The following is a 22,271-nucleotide window of genomic DNA, read 5'->3' on the forward strand; positions in this document are numbered from 1 at the left end:
GGCCGGCCATGTGGAGGACCCGCTCGTCCTTGGGGCCGCCGGTGCGGCCTGTAGTAGGACTCGCGGGCCGCGGCACCGTAGCACAGTGGTCCTATGAGCGAAGGAACGAGCCGGCGGGCGGTGTTGGCGGGCGGTCTCTCGGTCGGCGTGGGTGCAGCGGTGGCTTCGACGGGGCCGGCAGCGGGTGCGTCCGCGGTCACCAGGGACAGCTCCCTGACACTGGTCGTGAACGGCCGTCGCGAGAGGCTCCGGGTCGATGTCCGGGCAAGCCTGCTGGACACCTTGCGTGACCGGCTTCGCCTGACCGGTACCAAGAAAGGCTGCGACCAGGGTGCCTGCGGCGCGTGCACCGTTTTGCTGGACGGCCGACGCGTCCTGTCCTGCCTGACCCTCGCGGTGATGCACGAAGGAAGCGACGTGACGACGGTAGAGGGCCTGGCCGAAGGCGACCGGCTGCACCCGGTGCAGCAGGCGTTCATCGACCACGACGCGTTCCAATGTGGATTCTGCACATCAGGCCAGATCGTCTCCGCGGTCGGGCTGCTGGCCGAGCGACCTGGTGTAACTGCGGCCGAGATCCCCGAGGTGATGAGCGGAAACCTCTGCCGCTGCGCCGCGTACAGCAACATTCGGGACGCCGTCGCCGCCGCCGCGCGCCAGTCACGCGAGGGGAAGTAGTGGACACGTTCGAGTACAAACGGCCGAGCGCCGTCCGCGAGGCAGTGCGGCTGATCGCCGGGCGCAAGGACGTCGAGGTTATCGCTGGCGGCACCGACCTGGTCACCCTGCTCCGCGACAGGGTACGGACACCAGCGCGCCTCGTCGACATCAACGGGCTTTCGCTCGACGGGCTGCGCTGGAGCCGCGACGGCGTGCGTATCGGCGCCTTGTGCCGCAACGCGGTGGACGATCCCCGCCTCGCCGCCACGTACCCGGTGCTTGTACGGGCACTGCGGTCCGGGGCCTCGCCGCAGATCCGCAACCGGGCCACCTTCGGCGGCAACCTGCTTCAGAGCGTGCGCTGTCCGTACTTCCGGCAGCCCGAGTTCGCCTGCAACCGGCGCGAACCTGGCGCCGGCTGCGCGGGAATCGAGGGGGACGGTCGGCTCCTGGGCATTTTCGGCACCAGCGCGTCCTGCATCGCCGTCCACCCCTCCGACTGCGCGGTAGCCCTGCTCGCCTTGGACGCGACCGTGGTCGCAGAGGGTCCCCGGGGCACGCGGCGCATTCCGGTCGGGGACCTGTACCGGCTGCCCGGAGACACTCCCCACGAGGAGCACACGCTGCACGACGGCGAACTGGTCGTCGCGGTCGAGGTGCCGGCCAGCCCGCTCGCGTCCCGCTCGACGTACGTGAAGTTCCGCGAGCGCGCCTCGTACGCCTTCGCGCTCGCCTCCGCTGCCGTGGCCGTCCACAGTGAACACGGTATGGTCCGCGACGTGCGGGTCTGCCTGGGCGGCGTGGCACCGAAACCGTGGCGAGCGCAGGCAGCCGAACACGCGCTGCGCGGCCGGCGCCTGGACGAGGCGACCATCGGGGCGGCGGCGGAAGCAGCCACTGAGGGCGCACGGCCCCGCCCGGACAACGCGTACAAGGTGGAGCTGATCCGCGGCGTCGTGCGCCAGGCGCTGACCGACCTTCGGGAGAACTGATGGCCATCGGCCAACCGATCAACCGTGTAGAGGCTCGTGACAAGGTTACCGGCGCGGCCCGGTACACCGCCGACGCCTGGCTGCCCGGCATGGCCTGCGCGGCGTTAGTGGGCAGCGCGGTCTCCGCCGGCCGCGTGCGGGCCATCGACACCACCGCCGCCGAGGCGGCACCCGGCGTGCTCGCCGTCATGACACACCTCAACCGTCCACAGTGGCACAGCACGCCCACCGCACTCCGATACCAGGAGACCCGCTTCCCTCTCGCCGACGTTCACATCCACCACCACGGCCAATACCTGGCGATGGTCATAGCCGGCACGCGTGAGCAGGCCGCGCACGCCGCAGACCTCGTAGCGGTCGACTACGAGACCCGACCACCCGTGCCCACCTTGGACGCCGCGCTGCCCGATGCGCACGCGCCGGTGTGGCGCTTCGAGCCAGAGTTTCCCACCGCGCTCGCGCTCAACGACCCGGACGGCAAGCTCATGGCCAGCGACGTGAGGCTCGACCTGGAGTACCGCACGCCCTACAACAGCCACGCGCCGATGGAACCGCACGCGACGCTGGCCCACTGGGACGGCGACTTTCTCACGGTGTACACGACCAGCCAGCACGTACACGGCGACCGCCCGATCATCGCCGGCGCCCTCGGCGTGCCGCTCGAGCGGGTGCGAGTGATTTCCTCACTGGTCGGCGGAGCGTTCGGCAACAAGACAACCGTCTGGGGACACACGCTTCTCGCGGCCGCGGCCAGCCGGCAGGTGGGGCGCCCAGTCCAGCTCGTGGTCACCCGCAAGCAGGTCTTCACCTGCCACGGGCACCAGCCGCCGATCATCCAGCGGCTGAGAGTCGGCGCCAACCGGGACGGCACGCTGCAGGCGATCATCCACCATACGATCAACGGCACCCCGGTCCTGTTCGACCGGCCGGAGGCGGCGATCTCCCCGACCGGCACCGTGTACGCCGTCCGGAGCATCGGCGTACGCGTCGAGGTCGCGAGCATGCACATGCCCACCCCGGCCACCATGCGCACGCCGGGCGACGGGCCGGGCATGTTCGCCGTGGGCAGCGCGCTGGACGAGCTCTCCTATCAGCTCGACATGGACCCGGTCGAACTGCGCCGCCGCAACCATCTCACCGCCCACCCGTTGGAACGCAAGCCATGGAGTGGCAAACAGCTGCTGGAATGCTACGACGAGGGCGCCCACCGATTCGGCTGGGACCGGCGCGCGCCTGGCCCCCGGATGATGCGCGACGGCCGCGACTGGGTCGGCTTCGGCATGTCCTCGGCACAGCGCTTGGAGCACCACGGGCCGGCCCGCGCCGCCGTGGAGATCCGCGACGACGGCACGGCCGAGGTGCGTACATCCACCCAGGAGATCGGCACCGGTAACCTCACCACGCTCACCCAGGTCGCCGCCGACGGCACCGGCATCGAACCGGGGCGGATCGGCTTCCGGTCGGGTGACACGACGCTGCCCGAGTCGTCGCCGACCTACGGATCGCGCACCACAGGCAGCACGGGTACCGCCGTGCACCTGGCCGCGGAGCGGGTCCGGCAGGTCGCGATCCGCCTCGCCGTCTCCGACCCGCACTCACCGCTGCACGGCCTGCCCGCGGAGCGGATCGCCGCCGCCCGCGGCCGCCTGTACGACGTGGACGGACCCCATCGCGGCGAAACCTACCGCGACCTGTTGCGCCGCAACGGCCGCCGCGCCATCGTCGAGCAAGGCTTCCACGACCCGGCCAGCCGCGACCCACGCTACTCGTACGCCACATTCGGCGCCCACTTCACCGAGGTCCGCATCGATGACACGCTCCGCCGCGTGCGGGTCACCCGACACGTCGCCGTCTTCGCCATCGGCCGCGTCCTCAACCCGAAGACCGCGCGAAACCAGGCCCAGGGCGGCATCATCTACGCCATGGGCGGCGCCCTCATGGAAAACCTGGCCACCGACCCGCTGACCGGCCGCTTCATCGCACCCGCGCTGACCGACTACCACGTGCCCGTCAACGCCGACATCGGCGACATCGACGTTTCCTTCATCGAACAACCCGACTACAACGCCCACCCGCTGGGCGCCAAAGGACTCGGCGAGGTGGTCGCGGTCGGCGTACACGCCAGCATCGCCAACGCCGTCTACCACGCCATCGGCATCCGCGTCCGCGACCTCCCCATCACCCCCGACAAACTGACCCCAAAGCCGTCCTGACGCCAAAGTCGGCCAGCCTTATAACCGACCGAACATCTGAGCAGCGCGACCGGCACCTTTATCGCGTTCTGGATGACGGTGGTCGCGGTGGTGCAGGGGCGGCCGGCTACCAGCCAGTACGCGGGCGTCCGGTCGCCCATGGCATAGGCGCTCTGCGTTGGGCCGGCGCCGCCAGACCGCGCCGCCGGCGCCGTGCGGCGCGGGCGGGTTACGGCTGGACCGCTGAAGCGGCGAACGGAGTGGCCAACGCGGCGCCGCGCAGGTAGACGGCGGCGATGCGGTGGATGGCGGCCGGGTCGTGCAGCGGGTCGCCGTTGACGGCGAGGATGTCTGCGTCGTACCCGGGAAGGATCTTGCCCTTGCGGTCGCCGAGGCCGATCGCCTCGGCGGCGCGTCCGGTGATCGCGTGCAGGGCTTCGCCGGGGGTCATGCCGAGCTGGGCGAGGTGGGCCAGTGCCGTTGGCAGTACGTCGTGGGGTTTGATCGGAGCGATCCCGGCGTCGGTGCCGACCACGATGCGGGCGCCCGCCGCGTGCATCGCGGCCGCGTTCGCCGTCAGCTTCGGGCGGCGGGAGGCCATCGCGGGCGGCATGGCGAAGCCCTCGATGGGCCGCAGGCCGAGGGTGAGGCTGAGCGTCACGCCCCGGCGGATGATCTCGTCGAGCAGGCCGTGGGGGATGTCGTCGACCGAGTCGGCGGTCATGAACGAGGCGTGTTCCAGAGTGTCCACACCGGACGCGACCGCGTCGATGATGGCGGCGGCACCGTGCGCGTGCGCGGCGACCGGTAGGCCGAGCCGGTGCGCCTCGTCGACGAGGGCGTGCAGCTCTTCGATGGAGTATTGCGGGGCTTCCGGCCGGCTGCCCGGGGTGAGGTTGCCGCCGCTGGCCATCACCTTGATCACGTCGACGCCGCGTTCGTGCCGGTCGCGTACGGCTGCTCTGACGCCGTGCACTCCGGACGCCGCCCCGCCGAGGAAGTGGCAGTGCCCGCCGGGCGTGGTGACGGGTACGCCGGCGGCGAGCACCTCGGGGAGCGTGCGGTCGGTGCGGGCGGCGGCGCGTACGCCGAGGGCGAGGTAGTCGACGTCGCCGAGGTCCCGCACGGTGGTGACTCCGGCGCGGGCGGCCCGCCGGGCGGCGGCACACATGGCGGCGAACGTCTGCGCGGCGTCCCGGTCGGCCAGCGCGGCCACCGGGTCCGGCGAGGCGTCGAAGGCGAGGTGCACGTGGGTGTCGATGAGTCCGGGTAGGAGCGTGGCGCCGGGCAGGTCGACGACGGCCGCGCTGTCGGGCACGGCGCCGGCCCCACGGACAGGATCTTCTGGTCGTCGATGACGACGACGGGGTTGTCGATGGGTGGGGCGCCGGTGCCGTCGAAGAGGCGGCCGGCCCGCAGCACGGTGATCGGCATGTGCGCCAGGATGCTTCCGCGGGTGCTGTGCGCGGATCCGTGGAAGTACGGATCCGGATTACGTACCCGCCCGGTCGCGGCCGGCCATCCAGGTCGCGACCTGGGTGCGGTTGGCGAGCCCGAGCTTGGTCAGCACCCGCTGGACGTGCGTTTCGACGGTGCGCTCGGACAGGTACAGCTTGGCGGCGATGGCCTTGTTGGTCATGCCCCGCGTCACGTACCCGGCGATCTCCCGCTCGCGCGGGGTGAGCGGGTCGGCCGGCGCCCCGGCACCGGGCAGCAGGGCCGCCGCCTGCCTGGCGAGGGGGCGCATGCCCAGGCTTTCGGCCGCGGCGGCGGCGGCGGTGTTCTGGACGGTCGCCTCGTCGTTGTCGCCGGGAGCGTTTCGGCGTAGCAGCGCTTGGGCGAGGCGGTAGCGTGCGGTCGCGGCGGCCGGTGGCATCCCGGCGCGTTGGTTGGCGTCGATGGCCGCACGCAGCTGGGTGATCGCGTCGTCGTGGTGGCCCAGCGCGGAGGCGGCGATGCCGAGCGGCGTACGCGCGGAGCCCTCGATCATGATCACGCCGGCGCCGCCGCAGACGAACCGGTCAGCGTCCGGCAGCAAGAGGTCGTGGAGGGTCGCCAAGGCCGCGACGTCGGCGAACTCGGCGGCCAGCTCCACGAGGCCGGCCACGGCCGGGAGGCGGACGAACGGAGGTATCTGGTCCAGCGGCGGCAGCCCGCGGTAGAGGCTCTCCGCCTCGTCACGTTCGCCGGCTGCGAGCTTCCAGCGGGCGAGGGCACCGCGCAGCCAGCCTGTCGCGGCGTTGTCGAGGCCGGGGAAGGACGCCTCCGGTGGCGCGGCGGAGTAGTCGCCGGTGAGCGCGCAGAGCCCGAGCAGGACGCCGATCGAGGGGCGGGTCGATCCCTCGCTGCCGGACCGCCGCGCCAGGGACAGGCTGCGCTCGCTCAGTGCGATCGCCGTGCCGAACTCGCCCCGCGCGGCGGCGACCGCGGCCCGGGAGCGGATGGCGTGCCAGGTCACCAGCGTGCTGCGGGTGCGCTCGGCGATGGCGGCCACCGCGTCCGCCTCGGCGGAGGCCGCGTGCAGGTCGCCGAGCTGCGCGTACGCATCGAACCGCCACAGCCGCCCCCACAGCAGCGCGTCGTCGTCGCCGTCCTGGCCGATCGTGAGCAGCCGGGTGCCGAGCGACAGCCGTTCCTCGGCGCCGGCCGGCGAACTGACCGCGAACTGCCGGGCCCGCAGCGCCTCGACCAGCGCCCGCCGGTCGCCGATCCGCTCGGCCATTTCGACCGCCGCGAGCGACCGCGGGCCAGCGTCGGCCGTCTGCCGCCACGCGTCCATCACCACCGCCTGCGCGAGCAGGCGGGCGCGTAGGCCGCTGTCACTGGGCGGGAGCGCTTCGAGCGCCTCGGTGGCCAGCGAACGCCCGACCGGGTCCCACAGGTAGTCCGAAACACCTTCCATTACGAGTACAGCCCGGGCCATCCCCTCCGCGTCACCCGAGTCGCGGGCGATGCCGGCGGCGGCGGTCAACGACGCGCGGGCGCTGTCCATGTCATAGCCGCGCACCTGCGCCTTGGCCCGGTCGGTCAGCAGCGCGGTCCGCTCGGCGGCCGGCAGCTGCACGGCGTCGGCGGCGTCGAGCGCGCGGCCGTACCAGGTGGAGGCCTCCTCCCAGGCCAGGAGCCCGGCCGCGTGGTCGCCGGCCCGGCGCGCCCAGGCCACGGCTTCGGCCGCGTCACCCATCGGCAGCGACTCCACCAGGTGGTACGCGATCCGTATCGCGTGCGTCTCGGGATCCGGGCGGGCTCGGAGGGCGGCGGCCATCCGGGCGTGCAGGAGCATCCGCTCGGCGGTCGGCACCTCGGTCGCCGCCGATTCGCGGATCAGGTCGTGGGCGAAGCCGGTGCTCACCGCGGCGAGGATCCCGGCGGCGGCCGCCTCGTCCAGGACGGCGAACACCTCGGCCAGGTCGAGCCCGGTCACGCCGGCGAGCGCGGCCGCGTCCGAGGCCGGCCCGAGCACGGCGGCGGCCCGCACAACCCGCTGGCAGGGTGGGCTCAGCCGGGCGAGGCGGGCGCGCACCGCGTCGCGGACCCCCTCGGGGAGCCGCAGCTCGTCCGCGCTCAGCGAGCCGGTCAGCAGGTGGCCGAGTTCGCCGACGAAGAACGGGTTGCCGTGCGTGCGCCGATGTACGGCCTGGGCCACCCCTGCCGGTACCGCGAAGCCGGTGACCGCATCGAGGTGCCGGCCGACCTCCTGCTCGGACAGTCCGCCGAGGACGATCCGCTCCACGACCGGCTCGGCCGCCAGCGCGGCGAGCGACTCGCCGAGCGCCACCCTGGCGGCCGTCTCCGTCGTCCGGTACGTCGCGACGAGCACGAGCCGCTCCGCCACCTCACGGGCCATGTGCACCAGCAGGCGGAGCGTGCCGGCGTCGGCCCAGTGCATGTCGTCGAGCAGCACGAACAGGCCACTGGGGGCGGCGGCGGCACGCAGCGCCTCGGTCACCGCCTCGTACCGGCGGAACCGCTCCCGCGCCGCCACATCAACCCGCTCGTCCGCATCAGCGTCGCCACCCAGCGGATCAGGCAGAGCGAGCGCCCGCAGCACCTGGCTCAGCGGCCGATACGGCGGGCTGCCCTCGTCGTCAGTGGCCCGCCCGGACGCGACCATCATCCCGAGGCCACGCGCGACGGCCGCCGCCTCCGCTGCCAGCCGGGTCTTGCCGACCCCCGGCTCACCGCCGACCAGCACCACCGAGCCGGCGCCGTCCACAGCGGCGCGCAGGCGCGCGGCGAGGCGTCCGCACTCCCGCTCCCGACCGACGAACCCGGACACAGCGCCATCGTAGGACCACCGCAGCAGGCCCTGAACGCTCCCGCTACCGACTGTGGGGCGCCCGGAAGATTCCGGACAGTGGATTGCTCAGAAGATGAGTACCCCGACCGAGTAATTCTGCGGATGGCCGGACGGGCTTGACTCCTTAGCGTCATCGCCACGCGCATGCAACCTTCGCAGGACTCGCCGAATCAGCCCGCTCGCAACGGCGTGGCCTCGCCGTCCCCTGCCCGGGTTGCGGGGACCGGTACACCCACCCACACGGCGTCCGGTCCAGCGTCAGCCGCAATTCGTCGATGGAGGAGAGAAATGCGGAAGATCACCAAATGGGCGGCCATCCTGGCCGTACTCGCGGCCGCCGTGCTGCACGCCACGCCCGCCACCGCAGCGCCGGACCAGACCTACAAGTTTTTCAACGCCCACTGGAACCTGTGCATCGACGTCGCGTATGGCAGTACCGGTAGCGGAGCCCGCATCCAGAATTGGGACTGCTACGGCGGGACGCCACAGCAATGGCGCCAGGTCTTCATCAAGCGGATCGATCCGTTCGACTACTACGAGCTATGGAATGTCAACAGCAACAAGTGTCTCGACGTCCCGTGGGGCAACCCGGCGCCCGGCGTCGCCCTTCAGCAGATGGACTGTTGGGGCGGCGACATGCAGCTGTGGGCCGTGGAGCTGTCATACGCCGCCGACCAGGCATACCGCATCAGAAACCTGATGACCAACGGGTGTGTGTCAGCCGACGCCGTCTGGGCCGCGGGGCGACCATCTGGCAACAGCCGTGCCAGCTCAACGACCTCCAGAAATGGCGGACGTACGCACCATAGCCGTCCCTGTCGTCGCCAAGCTTTTGCCACCGGTGTCCCAAACCCATCGGGATGCCGGTGGCGCGAGCCGGAAACCGCACACCAATCCGAGAAACATCTTCCAGATCGAGGCATCTGCCCGCGCTGATCTAACCTGTGCGAGCTACGACACCACCACCGCGGTTCGGCTAGCCACCGCAGAACCCCTTCGCGACGAGATCACGCCCGGGACACAAACCCGATGAGGATCTCGCGAGGCTGGCGGGCCTGGCAGGCGTAGCTCCGCGGGAACTTGACCGACAGTTCGGGACCGTGATGACACTGTTCAGGTAGCCGGCGGTGGTATGACTGGTATCTATGCGTACGGACGGTCTGCGGCTGGCGGTCGATTGTGGACGCGTGACGACAGTTGGTGTGGTGGTCTGGCCGAACGGTGGCTGGCTGCCGCTGCATCCTGACGGTGTTCCGTGGTTGTCCAGCGCCGTTCATGTGTCCACGGACGGGACGATCGCGACCGGTGAACAGGCCTGGCAGGCGGCGGCCGTGGCACCGGACGGCTTCGAGCCGTCGCCGCTTCGGCTCGCGGGTCAGGAACATGTGCTGTTGGCCGGTCGTGAGGTACCTGTCGTGGATTTGGTCGCGGCGACGTTGGCGCGGTTGGCCGCTGACGCGGCTCGGGTCGCCGGGGTGCCGGTACAGCAGTCTCGGCTGGTGGTGCCGGCTTCTTGGGGGCCGGTTCGGTGCACGTGGTTGCGGCGGGCGGCCCGGCGAGCGGGCTGGGGAGGTGAGCTTGGTGGCGGCGCCGGTCGCGGTCGCCGAGCACCTGGCCGCGTCCGGTGGGCATGTCCCGGTGGGCTCCTACCTGGCGGTGTGTGACATTGGCGGCGGGGCCGAGGTGACGGTGCTGCGCCGCGGATCGGCCGGCTTTGAGGTGTTGTCCACATTGACCGACCAAGATGCCGGCGGGTTACGAATTGATGAACGTGTAGCGGCGAGCCTGGACGGCCGGCCCGGTGGGACGGAGGCAGGCTTGGCTGCGGACGGTGTGCGATGGCAGCTGCTGGCGGCGGCCCGAGCGGCGAAGGCCGCCGTGTCGACGCAGCCTGCGGTCACCGTGCAGCGGCCAGCACCGTATCCGCCGATCGTGGTGACCGCCGGGCATGTGGACGCGCTCGCCGCTCCGGTGTTGCAGCGGGCCGGACAGCTGGTGCTCGAGTCTGTCGCGGCCGCCGAGCTGAGCATTGAGCAGGTGACCGTGGTGTTGGCCGGTGGCGGCGCGGCGATGCCGGCCGCGGCGCGGGCGGTCGGCGAGGCGGTGGGCCGCGAACCGTTGGTGGCCGACGAGCCCGGCGTGGTGGCGGTGCGCGGCGCCGCGGCGGCTTACGGCCCTGCGCTCGTCAGCCCGACCGGGCGATGCAGGATATCGGGCCGCCGGTGCCGCCGTTTCGACGGTTCCTCGCGCTGGCCGTGCCAGCTGCTGCCTCGTTGGCCTTGTTTGTTGACTTCGTCGCGATCAAGGCACGTGCCGGTGGCCGGGACAACGAGGTCTACCGGTACCGCGACTACAGCCCTGGTGTGCGAGGTTTCGGGCCGGGCGACTTCCACTACAAAATCAACTGGGGTGAGTTGGCGATGGCCGGGTCCCTCGCCGTGGTGGCCTGCCTGTGTGCGGCAGCTCTGCTGGCATCGGTGCTGCCAGTCAATGCGGGGGTACGCGCGCCGGCGGGCTCCGATGGCGTGCAGATGGGCGGCGGCCTACTGGCGTCGCTGGTGATTGGCGTGGCAGCGGCGGGCCTGTACGCGGTGGGTGCGGCCGAGTACATCGTGGCGCCGGCCGCACCCTTCCTGAAATGGGCGGTGACCCCGCTGCTGCCGCTGGCGACCGTGGTGGCGGTCGCGGCGATCGCAGTAGCGCGATGGGGACGACGACCCGCGGTGGGCTGGCACGTGTGGCTACGGTTTCCGATGAGCTCGGTGATCGCGGCCACCGCCGGCATGCTGCTGGTCCACTACACGTTCTGGCACTGGACCGACACCCCGCTTGTCGAAGCAGCGGCACGGTTCGGTGGCCTGCTGATCGGTGTCGGTGCGGCCTTGGCGTTGGCGCAGCCGCTGCCCTACCGGGTCGTGGTGGCCGCCCCGCTCGGCGCCGCGACCGCGCTGCTGACTAGCCCTGACAGCACCGGCGTCCTCGGCGTGATCTATGTGCTTGCGGTCACCGTGTGGTGGGCACAACGGCTGTGGCAACTGGCCTACCGACCGCCTGTGGCATGGCAGCCGCCGCGCTAGCCGCGCACCAACCGGACGATCGGTGTTGCATCCAGGGCGAGGAACGGGGGGCGCGATCATGATGTCCGATTGCCGCCGCTATTCCGGCGGTCCGCGCGTTGCACTGGTAATGCACTCGGTCGGTGCTTGGTCCATCCTTGCCGCTCTCGTCGCAAGGCGCCTCCATCGGCGTTGCCGTCTGTCGCGGTGATCGGGCGTGGTTTGCCGGTGACCCGGGACCCTGCCGAGCGGGAAGGCCGGGGGAGGAGCGCGTCTTCGCGCCCGGTTGCGACTGCTCACCGCTGCTCATTCGTGTTCTCTGGGTCCAGGGCGGGGCTGCCGGGGAGAACCGTGCGGTTGCTCGTGCCGGGCGACGGGACACGTTCGGCCTGCCCGCGATGTCGGAGCGGCGTTCGGCTCGGGTGCAAAACGACGAAGCGCTTGGCCACGTGGCGGTTATCGCCGTGGTCGGGACGGTGCTCGGAGCCGCTTCGCCCAGGTGCAAAGCGCGTAGCTGCACCTTGACAACGCTTCGTACGCATGTTCTAAACTGTTGATCATGGCTAGGCTTGCCAAGCTGGTGGAACAGGCGAACCTGATCAGCCACGAGCCCATTCCCGGTACGCCCGGCGTCCTGGTGCAGGTGCAGCTACATCACGACCGGGACCGTGGTTGGTGGGAGGTTACGGCCCGGGAGACCCGAGGAGATCGTCGAAAGACCCAGCAGCGGTACCAATCCGAGCAGGAAGCCCAGGAGGTTCTCGGCCGCGTCTACGCCCTTTATGAGGGCCAGGGACGCTGGGAGGTTCAGAACTATCGAGAGCGATGAGGCAGGACGATCGCCGGTCTGTGCCGCGACCTTGTCTTTCCTGCGACCGAATCCGGCTCGGCGGCGTCCAATATGGCTAGCAAGCGACACAATGCTTGGACACCGCGCAGGTACGCGCTGACCGGACGGAGACCGCCTGTGAGCACTTTCGTCATCACCATTAGGCCCGACGACGGCGGCGCCGCCGCCGGCGCCGCGGCACACACCACCGTGCGAGTGGACATCTCCACCGGACAGACGCGAATCACCGAGCTCACCGTGCGCGCGGCCAGCGGCGGTGGCCTCGCCCCGGCCGACCTGCCACCGGTCGACCTCGACCTGCTGGTGCGCGCACTCACCGCACCCGCACCGCCGGCCGCTCTGCCACCCGTCGCCGAGACCGTCGATGAACAGGTCGCGCCCGCACCGCGCCGCCGTGCCCGCAAGACCGCGGCCAAGAAAGCGACGGCCAAAGCCACCACCCGGTCCGCCGCGAAGAAAGCCACCAAACGCGGCGCCGAAAACACCGGCACCCGCGCGTACCGGCGGATGCCCGAAGCCGACGAGGTCATGGACGTGTACCGGCAGACCGGCTCGATCACCGCGGTCGCCGAGCACTTCGGCGTACCCCGCCACACCGTCGCCGGGTGGGCCCGCCGCCTGCGCTCACTGGGACACACCATCGGCCGCCCGTAGCAACGGTGGCGGTGTCGGACCGCTGGGCCGATCGGCGCGGGTCAGCACCTGCCGGCTGATTACTGATCGGGCGGGCGGGGTGACGGTCGGTTGTGTCGGGTGGTATGACTGTGGTCTATGCCCCCTGGGGAGGTACGCCTGGCCATTGACTGCGGCAGTGTCACCACGGCTGCGGTTTTGGTGTGGCCGGATGGTCAGTGGCAGGTGTTGCGGTTCGATGACCGGCCGGTGTTGTCCAGCGCAGTGTTCGTGCGCCCGAACGGCCGGATGGTCGCCGGCGAGGACGCCTGGCAGCAGGCCGTCGCCACGGTGGAAGGGTTGTTTGTGCCCTCACCTGTGCGGCGGATCCGCGAGGAGGCGATCAGCAGCGGCGCGGTCACGGTCGCGGGGGTTGATGTCGTCGCGGAGCCGTTGCGGCAGGTCGCGCAGGTAGCGGGCCTGGTGGTGGGCGGCCCGATCTCGGATGTGCGGCTAGTCGTGCCGGCCGGTTGGGGCCCCGCCGGTCCATGCTGTTACGGCAGGCGGCGCACCGCGCAGGTCTGGGCATGGTGCGCTTGGTGCCGGCACCGGTCGCGGTCGCCAACCTGGTGCATGCGCTCAGCCCGGTCCCGGTCGGCGCGAACATTGCGGTGTGTGACCTGGGCGGCGGAGTAGCAGCCACGGTGCTGCACCACGGCGTGGACGGCTTCGAGGTGGTGTCCTCGCTGGAGGATCCGACCGCGGGCGGCCTGCAGCTGGACGAGCAGGTGGCGGCCAGCCTCGACGGCCTGAGCCCGCCAGGACGGGGCACCCCGGCAGACCCGAGATGGTGGACCCTGATGGCGGCCGCCCGGACGGCGAAGGAGCAACTGTCGGCCCAGAGCGCGGTGACAGTGAGCATGCCGCCGCCGCAGCCACCAACGGTGTTGATGGCCGCGACCGTCCAGGCCCAGGCGCGTCCGCTGTGGGACCGTGCCGCCGTGCTGACCGCGGACGCGGTCGAGGCCGCCAACCTGCAACCCGCCCAGCTCGCGGGGCCTACCTGGCCGGCGGCGGCGCGGCGATGCCGCAGGCGGCACAGGCCGTGGGGGCCAGGCTGGGCCGCGCAATACACACGGTCCCCGATCCGGGTGTCGCGGCGGCACGCGGCGCTGCCGGCGCAGCCGGGCCACCGGCCGGCGCGGGCACCCTGTGGCCGGTGACGGCCTGGCTGCCGGACCTGCCGCTACGGCGGCTGCTCGGCGTGCTGGTCCCGGCGCTGGGATCGGCGGCGTTGTTGATCGAGTTCCTCAGCGTCCGGTTCCGCTATCCGGAAGAGTTTGTGCGACCGGTGGGCAGCGACAGGGCCCAGACGCCTGCGGTGGTGATGAACTGGGGCGAGCTCGGCCTGGCCTGCCTGTTGGCATTGGTGGCCTGCCTGTGCGGGGCCGCGGTGCTCGGCGCGGTACTGCCCGCGAACGCCGGCGTACGGCGACCGGTCAGCTCGGAGGCGGTCCGGATGGGCGGCGGCCTGGTCGTGGCGGCCATCCTCGGCTCTTTCATCGCCGCCCTCTACGGCGTTGGCGCCTCGGTGTACCTGGTCGCGCCGCTGGAGTCGTTCCTGCGCTGGGCGTTGCTGTGCACGCTGCCGTTGGGCGTGGTGGCCGTCTGCACCGGCGTCCTGGCCGCGGCGCGTTCCCGGGCACCGGCTGCTGGATGGCATCACTGGCTGGGGTTTCCGGTCCTGTCGACGATCCCGGCGGCGGCCGGCATGCTGCTGGTCAGCGCCGCGAACCACTACATGGTCTCCGGAGGCGGACCGGCCAGCACGGTAGAACGCACCGGCGGGTTCCTGATCGGCATCGGCACCGGGTTGGCGCTGGTACGGCCGCTGCTGTACCGGCTGGTGGTGGTGGCGCCGCTGGCCGCGCTGAGCATGGCCATGGCGGACATCCACACCACCGGCATCCTCGCCGCCCTCTACGTGGCAGCGGTCACCTGCTGGTGGCTGCAGCGGTTGTGGCACCTGCGATTCCATCCAGACCCGTGGGCCACCGATGCCTAGCCCGCCGTGCACCAGCCCCACCGGCAGCTCTGGTCGAGGCGGGTAATCCGTGGCCAGGAACGCGTTCGGCATCGGATGGCGGACCCTGCTGGTGGCCGGCCCGCCCGCAGCCCTGATCGGCTGGGCAGGCTGGCCGCTGCCGACAAGCCGGCCCGACCAGGCGCAGCTGCAGCAGTGGCTGCAGCAGCCGCTGACCGCGGGGACCACAGCGGTGGCGGTCTGGGCGGTCTGGGCAGGGCTGGTCTACCTGGTGTTTCTGCATCCACGTCGGCGGTGGCGGCACGCAATGCAGGCGCTGCCGTCAGTCGCCGGAGCGATGGCGCTGCTGGTCGGTCTGCCGGTCGGGTTGGTGTGGTGGGCCGGCTGGCCGCTGCCGCCCTGGCCTACCCAGACTCAGCTGCAGGCGTGGCTGGCCGAGCCGCTGACCTGGCCAACCATCGTCACCACCAGCGCCATCATCGGCTGGCTGTTCTGGCTGATGCTGGTCTACGCGCTGCTGGTCGAAGTGGTTACCCGGATCCGGCGAGTGGCGGCGTGGCTGCCCCGCATGCCGATTCCTACACCGATGCAAGGGCTGGTCGGTGGCATGTTCGGCGCCGCGGCCCTGACCATGAACACTCCCACCCTGAATGCCGGACCCGCAGTCGACGTCGGTGTCGTAGCGACCGTCGACCAGCCACTGTCCACGACAGCCACACCGGCCATGTTGCCACCAGCCGGGCCGCAACCCATCGACGCAGCCCACTCCGCGGCCGGGGTGGAGTTGCCCGGTCGGGGCTGGTTACCCGAACCGGTGGCCGACGCCGTGACCGGCGCAGCGACACTGATCTGGTGGCGTCGCCGACACCGCTACCAACCACACCCGCCCACCGGCCGCGCTCGGCAGGACGCCGACCTGACACCGCTGCCGGCCACCGTCGCCGCGGTCCAGGCCGCCCACCCACCAACGACCCTCTCCCCGCAGAAGCAGCCCGACCTCGCCCAGCCCGTCGGCGGAGTGGTGATCGGGCAGGCCGGACTGATGCCCGTGCAGGTAGGCCAGCTACCCGCCGGCGGCGTCGGGCTAGTCGGACCGGGCGGCCTCGACGCGGCACGCGGCGTGGTGGCCGCCTGCCTACTCGCCGGCGTATTGGCGGGACCGGTCCGACTGCTGACTACCAGCCCCGACCTGCAGACGCTGCTCGGCCGCCCTACCATCCACTCTCGGCCCGACATACAGGTGACCGACAACCTGACCGCCGCCCTGTCCATCCTGGACCGTACCGTGCTGGACCGCAGCGCAGGCAGCGCCGCCGCCAGTATCGCCGACCATGAACCGCTGCTACTGCTGACCGCGGCGCCCACCGATTCGCAAACCCGGTCCCGGCTGGCGGTGATGCTCACCCTCGGCCATCGGTTTGGCATCACCGCCATGCTGCTGGGCGGCTGGTCGACCGGCACCACCTGGCCGGTGGACGCAAACGGTGTCGTGCCCGACGCCGCACCGGCCGGCCTGCGATTGACCGTCCTGACCCCCGCCGCGGCCGCCGACCTGCTCGAGTTGGCTCAACACGCATCCACCCCATCGCCCCCGCCACCGGCCGCCGACCCGAGCCAACCGGCAGCGGCCAGCGAGCAACGTCCCGCCGCGGACCCCGCAGGTGTGTCGCTGCGCCTACTCGGACCGGTGGCAGTCAGTGCCGGCGGCCGCCCGGTGACTATCAGCCGCAGCGCCGGCCTGCAGACCCTCGTCCTACTCGCGATCCACCCGGCCGGCCTGACCACCGCGCAGTTGACCCAAACCCTCTGGCCCCACCAGCGACCGCATCTTGCCAGCAAACACCTGCACACCACGATCTACGACCTACGTCGCAGCCTCTCCGACGCCACCGATTTGCCGGTACTCGGTCGCACGGCCGGCCGCTACCACCTCCTGCCGGGCCACGTCGACGTGGACCTCTGGCGCTCACACGATCAAGTCGCCCACGCCGCAACGGCAGTGACCCCCTCCGCCCGCGACACCGCGCTGCGAGCAGTCGTCAGCCTCTACCGAGACGAACTCGCCACCGGCGAAACCTGGCCATGGCTAGCCCCGTACCGGGAAGCGGCGCGCCGCGACGTGATCGACGCCTATACCACCCTGGCCGACGCCCACCCCGAACAGGCTGCCCATCTGCTGGCCGCTGCCGCCCGCCTCGACCCGGTCAACGCCGCCGTTCACCAGCGCGCCGCGGACGCGCTGACCAGGAACGCGAGACGCTGACCGACCGGGCGAAGTCGGCACACAGGCCCAGGCTGTGTACGGTCGGGTGACCGTTAGCGGCAACGTAGCCGTAGCACGCTACGGGTGGATGCACTAACCGGCACGGGCGGCCGTTGAGGTTTGTGCGTCGGGGTTTGTCCCGACGGAGTTGACGTGCTCCTCGACGTGGAGCGATCGTCTCGACCACGACCGCACGCCGTCGATCCGTGGGCACGAGATGGCCGGTGTGGTCACCGCTGTCGGCTATGGTACGACGGGACTGTCGGTGGGACAGCAGGTGTTCGGCCTGACGGACTGGTATCGCGACGGCACGTTGGCGGGAGTATGCGGCCGTCGAGGCGCGTAACCTCGCGCCGTTGTCCGGCGACGTCGACTTCACGGTGGGCGCGAGCCTGCCGATCTCGGGACTGAACGCGTGGCAGGGACTGTTTGAGCACGGCTGTCTTCAGGTCGGGCAGAGCGTTCTCGTGCACGGCGCGGCCGGCGCGGTCGGGTCGGTGGTGACGCAGCTGGCACGAGGCCGGCGCCTACGTTGTTGGCACCGGACGCGCCGCTGACCGCCAGGCGGTGCTCGACTACGGTGCGCAGGACTTCGTCGACCTTGAGAACGAGGCGCTGGAAGACGGCGGCAGGGTCGATCTGGTTTTGATGTCATCGGTGGCGACGTTCAGAAGCGGTCCGCAGGCTGATCCGAGCCGGAGGCACGCTGGTGTCCGTCGTAGGTCCGCCGCAGGCGCGGCCACCTACGGACTGGCGATCGACGCTCATCTGACGTGTGACGATAGTGAGCTGTTTACAATCTGATCTTGCAGGTCAGGCCGGGTCAGTGGGTCGCTGATCGATGGGTCCGGCATCAGTCGGTGGTGACCGCGCCGGGTCGTGGCGCCGTGCTCAGGACGGCGGCCATGGCGACCGATGCCGCCGGCTGACCGAGGTAGGCGGTCAGCAGCATCATCAACTCGGCCAAGCCCTCTTCCGTGACACCGGCGGCGCGTGCGGCGTTCAGATAGGTGATCAGCCGGGCATCGACGACGTGTTGGCCGACGAGGGCGGCAATGACGGCGACGCTGCGGTCGCGGTCGGTCAGTTCCGTTCCGGACCATCCGGGTCCGCCGGCCGCGAGAAAGGCCTCCCGAGCGTACTGTGCGCCAGCTCGCGCCGCGAGCATGCTCTCGGCTTCGTCCTCTGGCACGCCGAGGTTGCGGGCGTACACGGCGCGGCCGGCGGTGATGCGGTCGGCCACGTCTTCGGAAGCGTTCATATGCACGATCCCGGGTCTTCGGCCGAGCCGATGATGGCGTAGAGGGCCCGTCGCAGCTGTGCGACCTCGGCCGCCGGGATGGGCCGGACAGCGTCGGCCTCACGAGCTTCGGCGCCGGCAGCGATCGCCGCCCGCGCCGCATCGCCCTTCGGGGTGATGGCGATGATGCGGGCCCGCCGATCTCGCGGGTTGACGCGCCGTGAGACGAGTTCCATGCGCTCGAGCCGGTCGATCTCCGCAGTAAGAGTCGTCTTGTCCATGCCGAGGGCTTGCCCGAGCTCGACCTGGGTGAGATCGGCGGTCTTGTGCAGAGCGCTGAGGACGATGTGGTCGCGCAGCGACAGGCCGTGGCGTTCTGCTTCCGCGCCGACGAGTGCGTGCATCCGCTGGGCCGCCCGGTGGAGCAGCCACGTGAGCTCGGAGTCGGGCCCCGGTCCCAGAGTGGGGCGCTGCGGCGCCTCGTCGTCGATCGGCGGATCGGGGCGGCTCGAGGCGGGTGAGGCAGGCATGGTCACAGTGTCACGCTCGGGAACCGGGACGGCAGGAGCGGGATGCTGTCGTAGGCAGCGACATCGTGGGCCGGAACGACCTGCAACACGCGGCTGAGGGCGATGCTGCGCTGCAGGCCGACCCGGACGGTTCTGGCGTCGACATCGGCGACGCGGCGCATCAACCACGGGCGTTCCGCACCACGGGAGATGCCGTCCATCTGCCAGGCGAGGTCGCCGATGAACGCATACCGCTTCCCGGAGGGCAGCGTGACGAACACGACGACGGAGCCCGGGGTGTGCCCCGCGGCGAGGGCAACGATCACTGAGCCGTCTCCGTAGAAGTCGAAGCTCGCCGGAAAGCCGAGATACTCCGGGCCGTCGAAGGCGTACTCCCGGGTCTCCAGGCCTTGCGACACCGCCCGGAACACCCTGCCGTGCGAGTCGTCGGCGCCGTAGCGGATCTCGGCCTCGTTGATCCACACCGGCACCCGTAGGGAGTCCAGGCCGCTGACGTGATCCCAGTGCACGTGCGTGACGAGCACGCCCAGAAGCCGGGACCGGTCATAGCCGGCCGCATCGAGTTGCTGCGCCGCGGTCCGGCCGAGCCGGTGGGGAGCACGCTCCATGCGCGCCAGCATCTTGATGTGCTCCGCCACGTGCTCGCCGAACCCGGCGTCGATGAGCAGGTCGCCGTTCGGGTGGGAGATGAGCACGGCGGTGGCCGCGAAATCTCGCTTGTCCCGTACGGACCCTCCGGTCACGGCGAACACCGCTCGCGTCGTATACGTGCCGGTGGGCAGACGGTACAGCGCCATGCCCGCCGGCGGAGTCGCCTCGGGCAGCCGGCCTGCCCAGTACGAGGAAGGTGAGATGACCATACCCGAAACCGTACGGCTCGAGAACATCCGAGTCAAGAACATCCGAGTCAAGAACATCCGAGCCGAGAACATTCAGCCTTTCATCCTGCGTATCGGTTGGCTTGGACGTGATGCCGGACGAGGATGGCCGCACCATTGAACCCTCATCCTGCGGTTCGGTCGTTCTCGACGTGGTGTAGGACGAGGATGGCCTGCACGACTGCGGTCGTGCGGCGCGGGCAGCAGCGCAGCTTGGCCAGGATCTTCCAGTGCTTGAGGGTGGCGATGGCCCGTTCGCCGAGGGCGCGGATCTTCGCGTGGGACCGGTTCACGGCCTTCTGCCGGCTGGACAGTTTCGGTCGGTGGCGGTGCCGTTTGAACGGGGTGCGCACGCTGCCTTTGGCGCCCTGGTATCCCTTGTCGGCGAAGGTCATCACGTCGTAGCTGGTCAGCGCGTCGATGATGCCGTGGGTGCGGGCGGCGGTCAGGTCGTGTGTCGAGCCGGGTAGCGCGGGCGAGGCCCACACGAGTCGCCCGGCGGCGTCGGCGATGACCTGCACGTTCACGTCGTGGCGCTTGTATTTACCGGAGTAGTACGGCTCCCGGTCGATCGGGATCAGCGTGCCGTCCAGAATCGCGTACGCCAGGCGCCGGATGCGCGGCATGGCAGTGGCCAGGTCCTCCGCGGCTGTCATGAGCAAGGCGATCGCTTCTTGTACGTACCGCCAGGCGGTGGCGACCTCTACCCCGAACCCGACAGCCAGCCTCGTGAGGGTGTCGCAGTTACGCAGGTGGGCTAGGGCGAGCAACGCTTGGCGTCCCGGTGGCAAGTCGCCGCCATCGGGACCCGCGTTGGTTGCGGTAGGCGCGGATGCGCTCGGCCAGGTCGTTCAGAGTCCGGCTGGACGAGCGTGATCGTGGCGGGGTAAGACAGCACGACGAGGCTCCGGTCGGGGCATCGGATCTTGGTCGCCTGCTGTCTTACCTGGAGCCTCGCCCTTATCAATCTCCGGCCCGCCCATACCCGTCCTGACCAGCAAGATCAGACTGGAAAAGGCTCAGTCAATATCTCTGATATCCGTCAACAGTGTCGAAGAACTTCCGGTATCTGTCGAGCGCGTCAAGCCGCTGTTGCTGCCAGCTCGCCGCCTAGAGTCCTCTCCCTAAGTGCGTGAGCTGGCTATTGACGCTCGGTGACGATCGGAAGTCTTGCGGAAGTCATTGACGACGATGCCGGTCATTGCCCATACTTCGATTCATCAAGGTCGATGTCGACCTGCTGGCGACGTGGCCACGAGGTGGTGTCGCCGCGAAGCTGTTAACGTGAACATAGGGAGTCAGGTCATGGTGAAACGTAGACCCGCGTTCGGGTCTATCGCGGTCGCGGCTGTGCTCGTCGCGGCCGCCGCCGGCGCGGCGCTTGGCGTCGGTCCGACCGCGTCCGCCCAGGACTTCGTCGCGGCCGCGGCGACCGCCGGCTGCGGCAAGACACCGACGTTGAGAAGCGGCACGTTCTCGATCCAGAGCGGCGGTCAGAACCGCTCGTACATCTTGAGGATCCCCGACAACTACGACCGCAACCGCCCCTACCGGTTGATCATCGGGTTGCACTGGTTGAACGGCAGCGCCGCCAACGTTTCGTCGAACGGCTGGTACGGGCTGTTGCCGCGTTCGAACAACAGCGCCATCTTCGTCGCCCCGCAAGGCATCGACAACGGCTGGGCCAACACCGGCGGTCGTGACCTGACCCTTGTCGACGACATCATGCGGCTGGTCGAAAACGACCTCTGCGTCGAGACGACGCAGCGCTTCGCTCTGGGTTGGAGCTACGGCGGGGCCATGAGCTACGCGCTCGCGTGTGCCCGGCCGACGGTCTTCCGCGCGGTAGCGGTCTACTCGGGCGCCAACCTCAGCGGCTGCAACGGCGGCACCCAGCCCGTCGCGTACTTCGGGATTCATGGCACGTTCGACAGCGTCCTGAACATTTCCCAGGGACGAGCGCTGCGGGACACGTTCGTCCGCAACAACGGCTGCACCGCGCAGAGCCCGCGCGAGCCGGCGCGGGGCAGTGGCACGCACATCACCACTGTCTACTCAGGATGCCGGGCCGGGTATCCGGTCCAATGGGCCGCGTTTGACGGAGACCACACACCCAGTCCGGTGGATGGCTCCGGCCCCGACGACTCCAGGACCTGGACCTCGGGCGAGGTGTGGAGCTTCTTCGCGCAGTTCCAGGGCACCCCGCCCACGACGCCTCCGACCACCCCTCCGACCACGCCTCCCACCACGCCGCCGACCACCCCTCCCACGACGCCTCCCACGACGCCTCCTACCACGCCACCGACAAGCCAACCGCCGGGCGCGTGCGCCGCTACCTACAAGGTCGTCGGGCAGTGGCAGGGCGGTTTCCAGGGCGAGGTGACCGTGACCGCCGGCACCGGCGGCCTGACCGGGTGGCGAGTCAGCTGGACATTCGCCAACGGGCAGGCCATCACCCAGATCTGGGGCGGCCGTAACGCGCCCAGCGGCAGCACCCAGAACGTGTCCAACGAAACTTGGAACGGCAACCTCGGTGCGGGCGCGTCGACGACGTTCGGCTTCCTCGGATCCTGGAACGGCGTCAACAGCACGCCGACCCTGACCTGCGCACAAGCCTGATCAATCCACTGTGGACCGACCCGGAGGTGCATGCC

Annotated in this window: 20 protein-coding genes and 2 pseudogenes; 15 read left to right on the forward strand and 7 right to left on the reverse strand. The window is 70.5% G+C overall.

What is annotated here, in order from left to right:
- The first annotated feature begins 93 nt into the window (after nt 1–93).
- From Phou_RS56210 to Phou_RS30160, 3 genes are read left to right on the forward strand one after another with little or no spacing between them, the layout of a single operon-like run.
- Nucleotides 94–678: a (2Fe-2S)-binding protein gene (locus Phou_RS56210; RefSeq protein ID WP_173062079.1), complete on the forward strand. Its 585-nt coding sequence runs from the start codon at nt 94–96 to the stop codon at nt 676–678.
- The gene (locus Phou_RS30155; protein ID WP_173062082.1) at nt 678–1,652 is read left to right on the forward strand and encodes an FAD binding domain-containing protein; all 975 of its coding nucleotides are present in this window, start codon (nt 678–680) and stop codon (nt 1,650–1,652) included. The genes Phou_RS56210 and Phou_RS30155 overlap by 1 nt, the downstream gene beginning before the upstream one ends.
- Nucleotides 1,652–3,865 carry a xanthine dehydrogenase family protein molybdopterin-binding subunit gene (locus Phou_RS30160; RefSeq protein ID WP_173062085.1) on the forward strand — a complete coding sequence of 738 codons (2,214 nt, stop codon included), beginning with the start codon at nt 1,652–1,654 and terminating at the stop codon, nt 3,863–3,865. The genes Phou_RS30155 and Phou_RS30160 overlap by 1 nt, the downstream gene beginning before the upstream one ends.
- A gap of 208 nt (nt 3,866–4,073) precedes the next feature.
- On the opposite strand, the gene Phou_RS30165 is transcribed toward Phou_RS30160, so the two are convergent.
- Entirely contained in the window at nt 4,074–5,162 is a 1,089-nt protein-coding gene (locus Phou_RS30165) for an amidohydrolase family protein (protein WP_246273957.1), read from the reverse strand.
- Between the two features lie 174 nt (nt 5,163–5,336).
- Nucleotides 5,337–8,123, reverse strand: a complete 2,787-nt coding sequence (locus Phou_RS30170) for a helix-turn-helix transcriptional regulator (protein ID WP_173062088.1) — start codon at nt 8,121–8,123, stop codon at nt 5,337–5,339.
- A 309-nt stretch (nt 8,124–8,432) separates the two neighbouring features.
- Here Phou_RS30170 and Phou_RS30175 point away from each other — a divergent pair, with 309 nt between their 5' ends.
- The 5 genes and pseudogenes from Phou_RS30175 (at nt 8,433) to Phou_RS30195 (ending at nt 12,704) form a co-directional block, all read left to right on the forward strand.
- Nucleotides 8,433–9,080: an RICIN domain-containing protein gene (locus tag Phou_RS30175; protein ID WP_173062091.1), complete on the forward strand. Its 648-nt coding sequence runs from the start codon at nt 8,433–8,435 to the stop codon at nt 9,078–9,080.
- A gap of 447 nt (nt 9,081–9,527) precedes the next feature.
- Nucleotides 9,528–10,298 (forward strand): annotated as a pseudogene (locus Phou_RS55775) (Hsp70 family protein); the annotation flags it as partial.
- Between the two features lie 119 nt (nt 10,299–10,417).
- Complete coding sequence (locus Phou_RS53195; RefSeq protein ID WP_246273958.1) at nt 10,418–11,221, forward strand: hypothetical protein; 804 nt, start codon at nt 10,418–10,420, stop codon at nt 11,219–11,221.
- A gap of 538 nt (nt 11,222–11,759) precedes the next feature.
- Nucleotides 11,760–12,029, forward strand: a complete 270-nt coding sequence (locus Phou_RS30190) for a hypothetical protein (RefSeq protein ID WP_173062100.1) — start codon at nt 11,760–11,762, stop codon at nt 12,027–12,029.
- Between the two features lie 138 nt (nt 12,030–12,167).
- Nucleotides 12,168–12,704: a helix-turn-helix domain-containing protein gene (locus Phou_RS30195; RefSeq protein ID WP_173062103.1), complete on the forward strand. Its 537-nt coding sequence runs from the start codon at nt 12,168–12,170 to the stop codon at nt 12,702–12,704.
- A gap of 194 nt (nt 12,705–12,898) precedes the next feature.
- Here the strand turns inward: Phou_RS30195 and Phou_RS30200 are convergent, their stop codons facing one another.
- Nucleotides 12,899–13,084: a hypothetical protein gene (locus Phou_RS30200; protein WP_173062106.1), complete on the reverse strand. Its 186-nt coding sequence runs from the start codon at nt 13,082–13,084 to the stop codon at nt 12,899–12,901.
- 126 nt (nt 13,085–13,210) lie between these two features.
- Here Phou_RS30200 and Phou_RS30205 point away from each other — a divergent pair, with 126 nt between their 5' ends.
- The 6 genes from Phou_RS30205 to Phou_RS53210 all read left to right on the forward strand — a co-directional run bounded on the left by Phou_RS30205 (nt 13,211) and on the right by Phou_RS53210 (nt 17,773).
- Nucleotides 13,211–13,885, forward strand: a complete 675-nt coding sequence (locus Phou_RS30205; RefSeq protein ID WP_281365097.1) for an Hsp70 family protein — start codon at nt 13,211–13,213, stop codon at nt 13,883–13,885.
- Entirely contained in the window at nt 13,882–14,727 is an 846-nt protein-coding gene (locus Phou_RS30210) for a hypothetical protein (RefSeq protein ID WP_173062112.1), read from the forward strand. Before Phou_RS30205 ends, Phou_RS30210 begins: the two co-directional genes overlap by 4 nt.
- Before the next feature lie 49 nt (nt 14,728–14,776).
- Nucleotides 14,777–16,969, forward strand: a complete 2,193-nt coding sequence (locus Phou_RS30215) for an AfsR/SARP family transcriptional regulator (protein WP_173062115.1) — start codon at nt 14,777–14,779, stop codon at nt 16,967–16,969.
- Nucleotides 16,970–17,117: 148 nt separating this feature from the next.
- Complete coding sequence (locus tag Phou_RS53200) at nt 17,118–17,315, forward strand: alcohol dehydrogenase catalytic domain-containing protein (RefSeq protein ID WP_246273959.1); 198 nt, start codon at nt 17,118–17,120, stop codon at nt 17,313–17,315.
- Between the two features lie 10 nt (nt 17,316–17,325).
- The gene (locus Phou_RS53205; protein WP_246273960.1) at nt 17,326–17,526 is read left to right on the forward strand and encodes a hypothetical protein; all 201 of its coding nucleotides are present in this window, start codon (nt 17,326–17,328) and stop codon (nt 17,524–17,526) included.
- Nucleotides 17,527–17,536: 10 nt separating this feature from the next.
- A complete protein-coding gene (locus Phou_RS53210) occupies nt 17,537–17,773 on the forward strand; it encodes a hypothetical protein (protein WP_246273961.1) in 237 nt (78 codons plus the stop codon).
- Nucleotides 17,774–17,822: 49 nt separating this feature from the next.
- On the opposite strand, the gene Phou_RS30225 is transcribed toward Phou_RS53210, so the two are convergent.
- The 4 genes and pseudogenes from Phou_RS30225 to Phou_RS30240 form a co-directional block, all read right to left on the reverse strand.
- Nucleotides 17,823–18,230, reverse strand: a complete 408-nt coding sequence (locus Phou_RS30225) for a carboxymuconolactone decarboxylase family protein (RefSeq protein ID WP_173062119.1) — start codon at nt 18,228–18,230, stop codon at nt 17,823–17,825.
- Complete coding sequence (locus Phou_RS30230) at nt 18,227–18,739, reverse strand: MarR family winged helix-turn-helix transcriptional regulator (RefSeq protein ID WP_246273962.1); 513 nt, start codon at nt 18,737–18,739, stop codon at nt 18,227–18,229. Before Phou_RS30230 ends, Phou_RS30225 begins: the two co-directional genes overlap by 4 nt.
- A 2-nt stretch (nt 18,740–18,741) precedes the next feature.
- Nucleotides 18,742–19,491 (reverse strand): MBL fold metallo-hydrolase, encoded by a 750-nt coding sequence (locus Phou_RS30235; protein WP_246273963.1) that lies wholly within the window; start codon nt 19,489–19,491, stop codon nt 18,742–18,744.
- 251 nt (nt 19,492–19,742) lie between these two features.
- A pseudogene (locus Phou_RS30240) lies at nt 19,743–20,515 on the reverse strand (transposase family protein).
- Between the two features lie 407 nt (nt 20,516–20,922).
- On the opposite strand from Phou_RS30240, the gene Phou_RS30245 reads away from it, so the two are divergent.
- A complete protein-coding gene (locus tag Phou_RS30245) occupies nt 20,923–22,236 on the forward strand; it encodes a CE1 family esterase (protein ID WP_173062125.1) in 1,314 nt (437 codons plus the stop codon).
- The last annotated feature ends 35 nt before the right edge of the window (nt 22,237–22,271 follow it).

The sequence above is a fragment of the Phytohabitans houttuyneae genome, assembly GCF_011764425.1.
Classification (GTDB): Bacteria; Actinomycetota; Actinomycetes; order Mycobacteriales; family Micromonosporaceae; genus Phytohabitans; species Phytohabitans houttuyneae.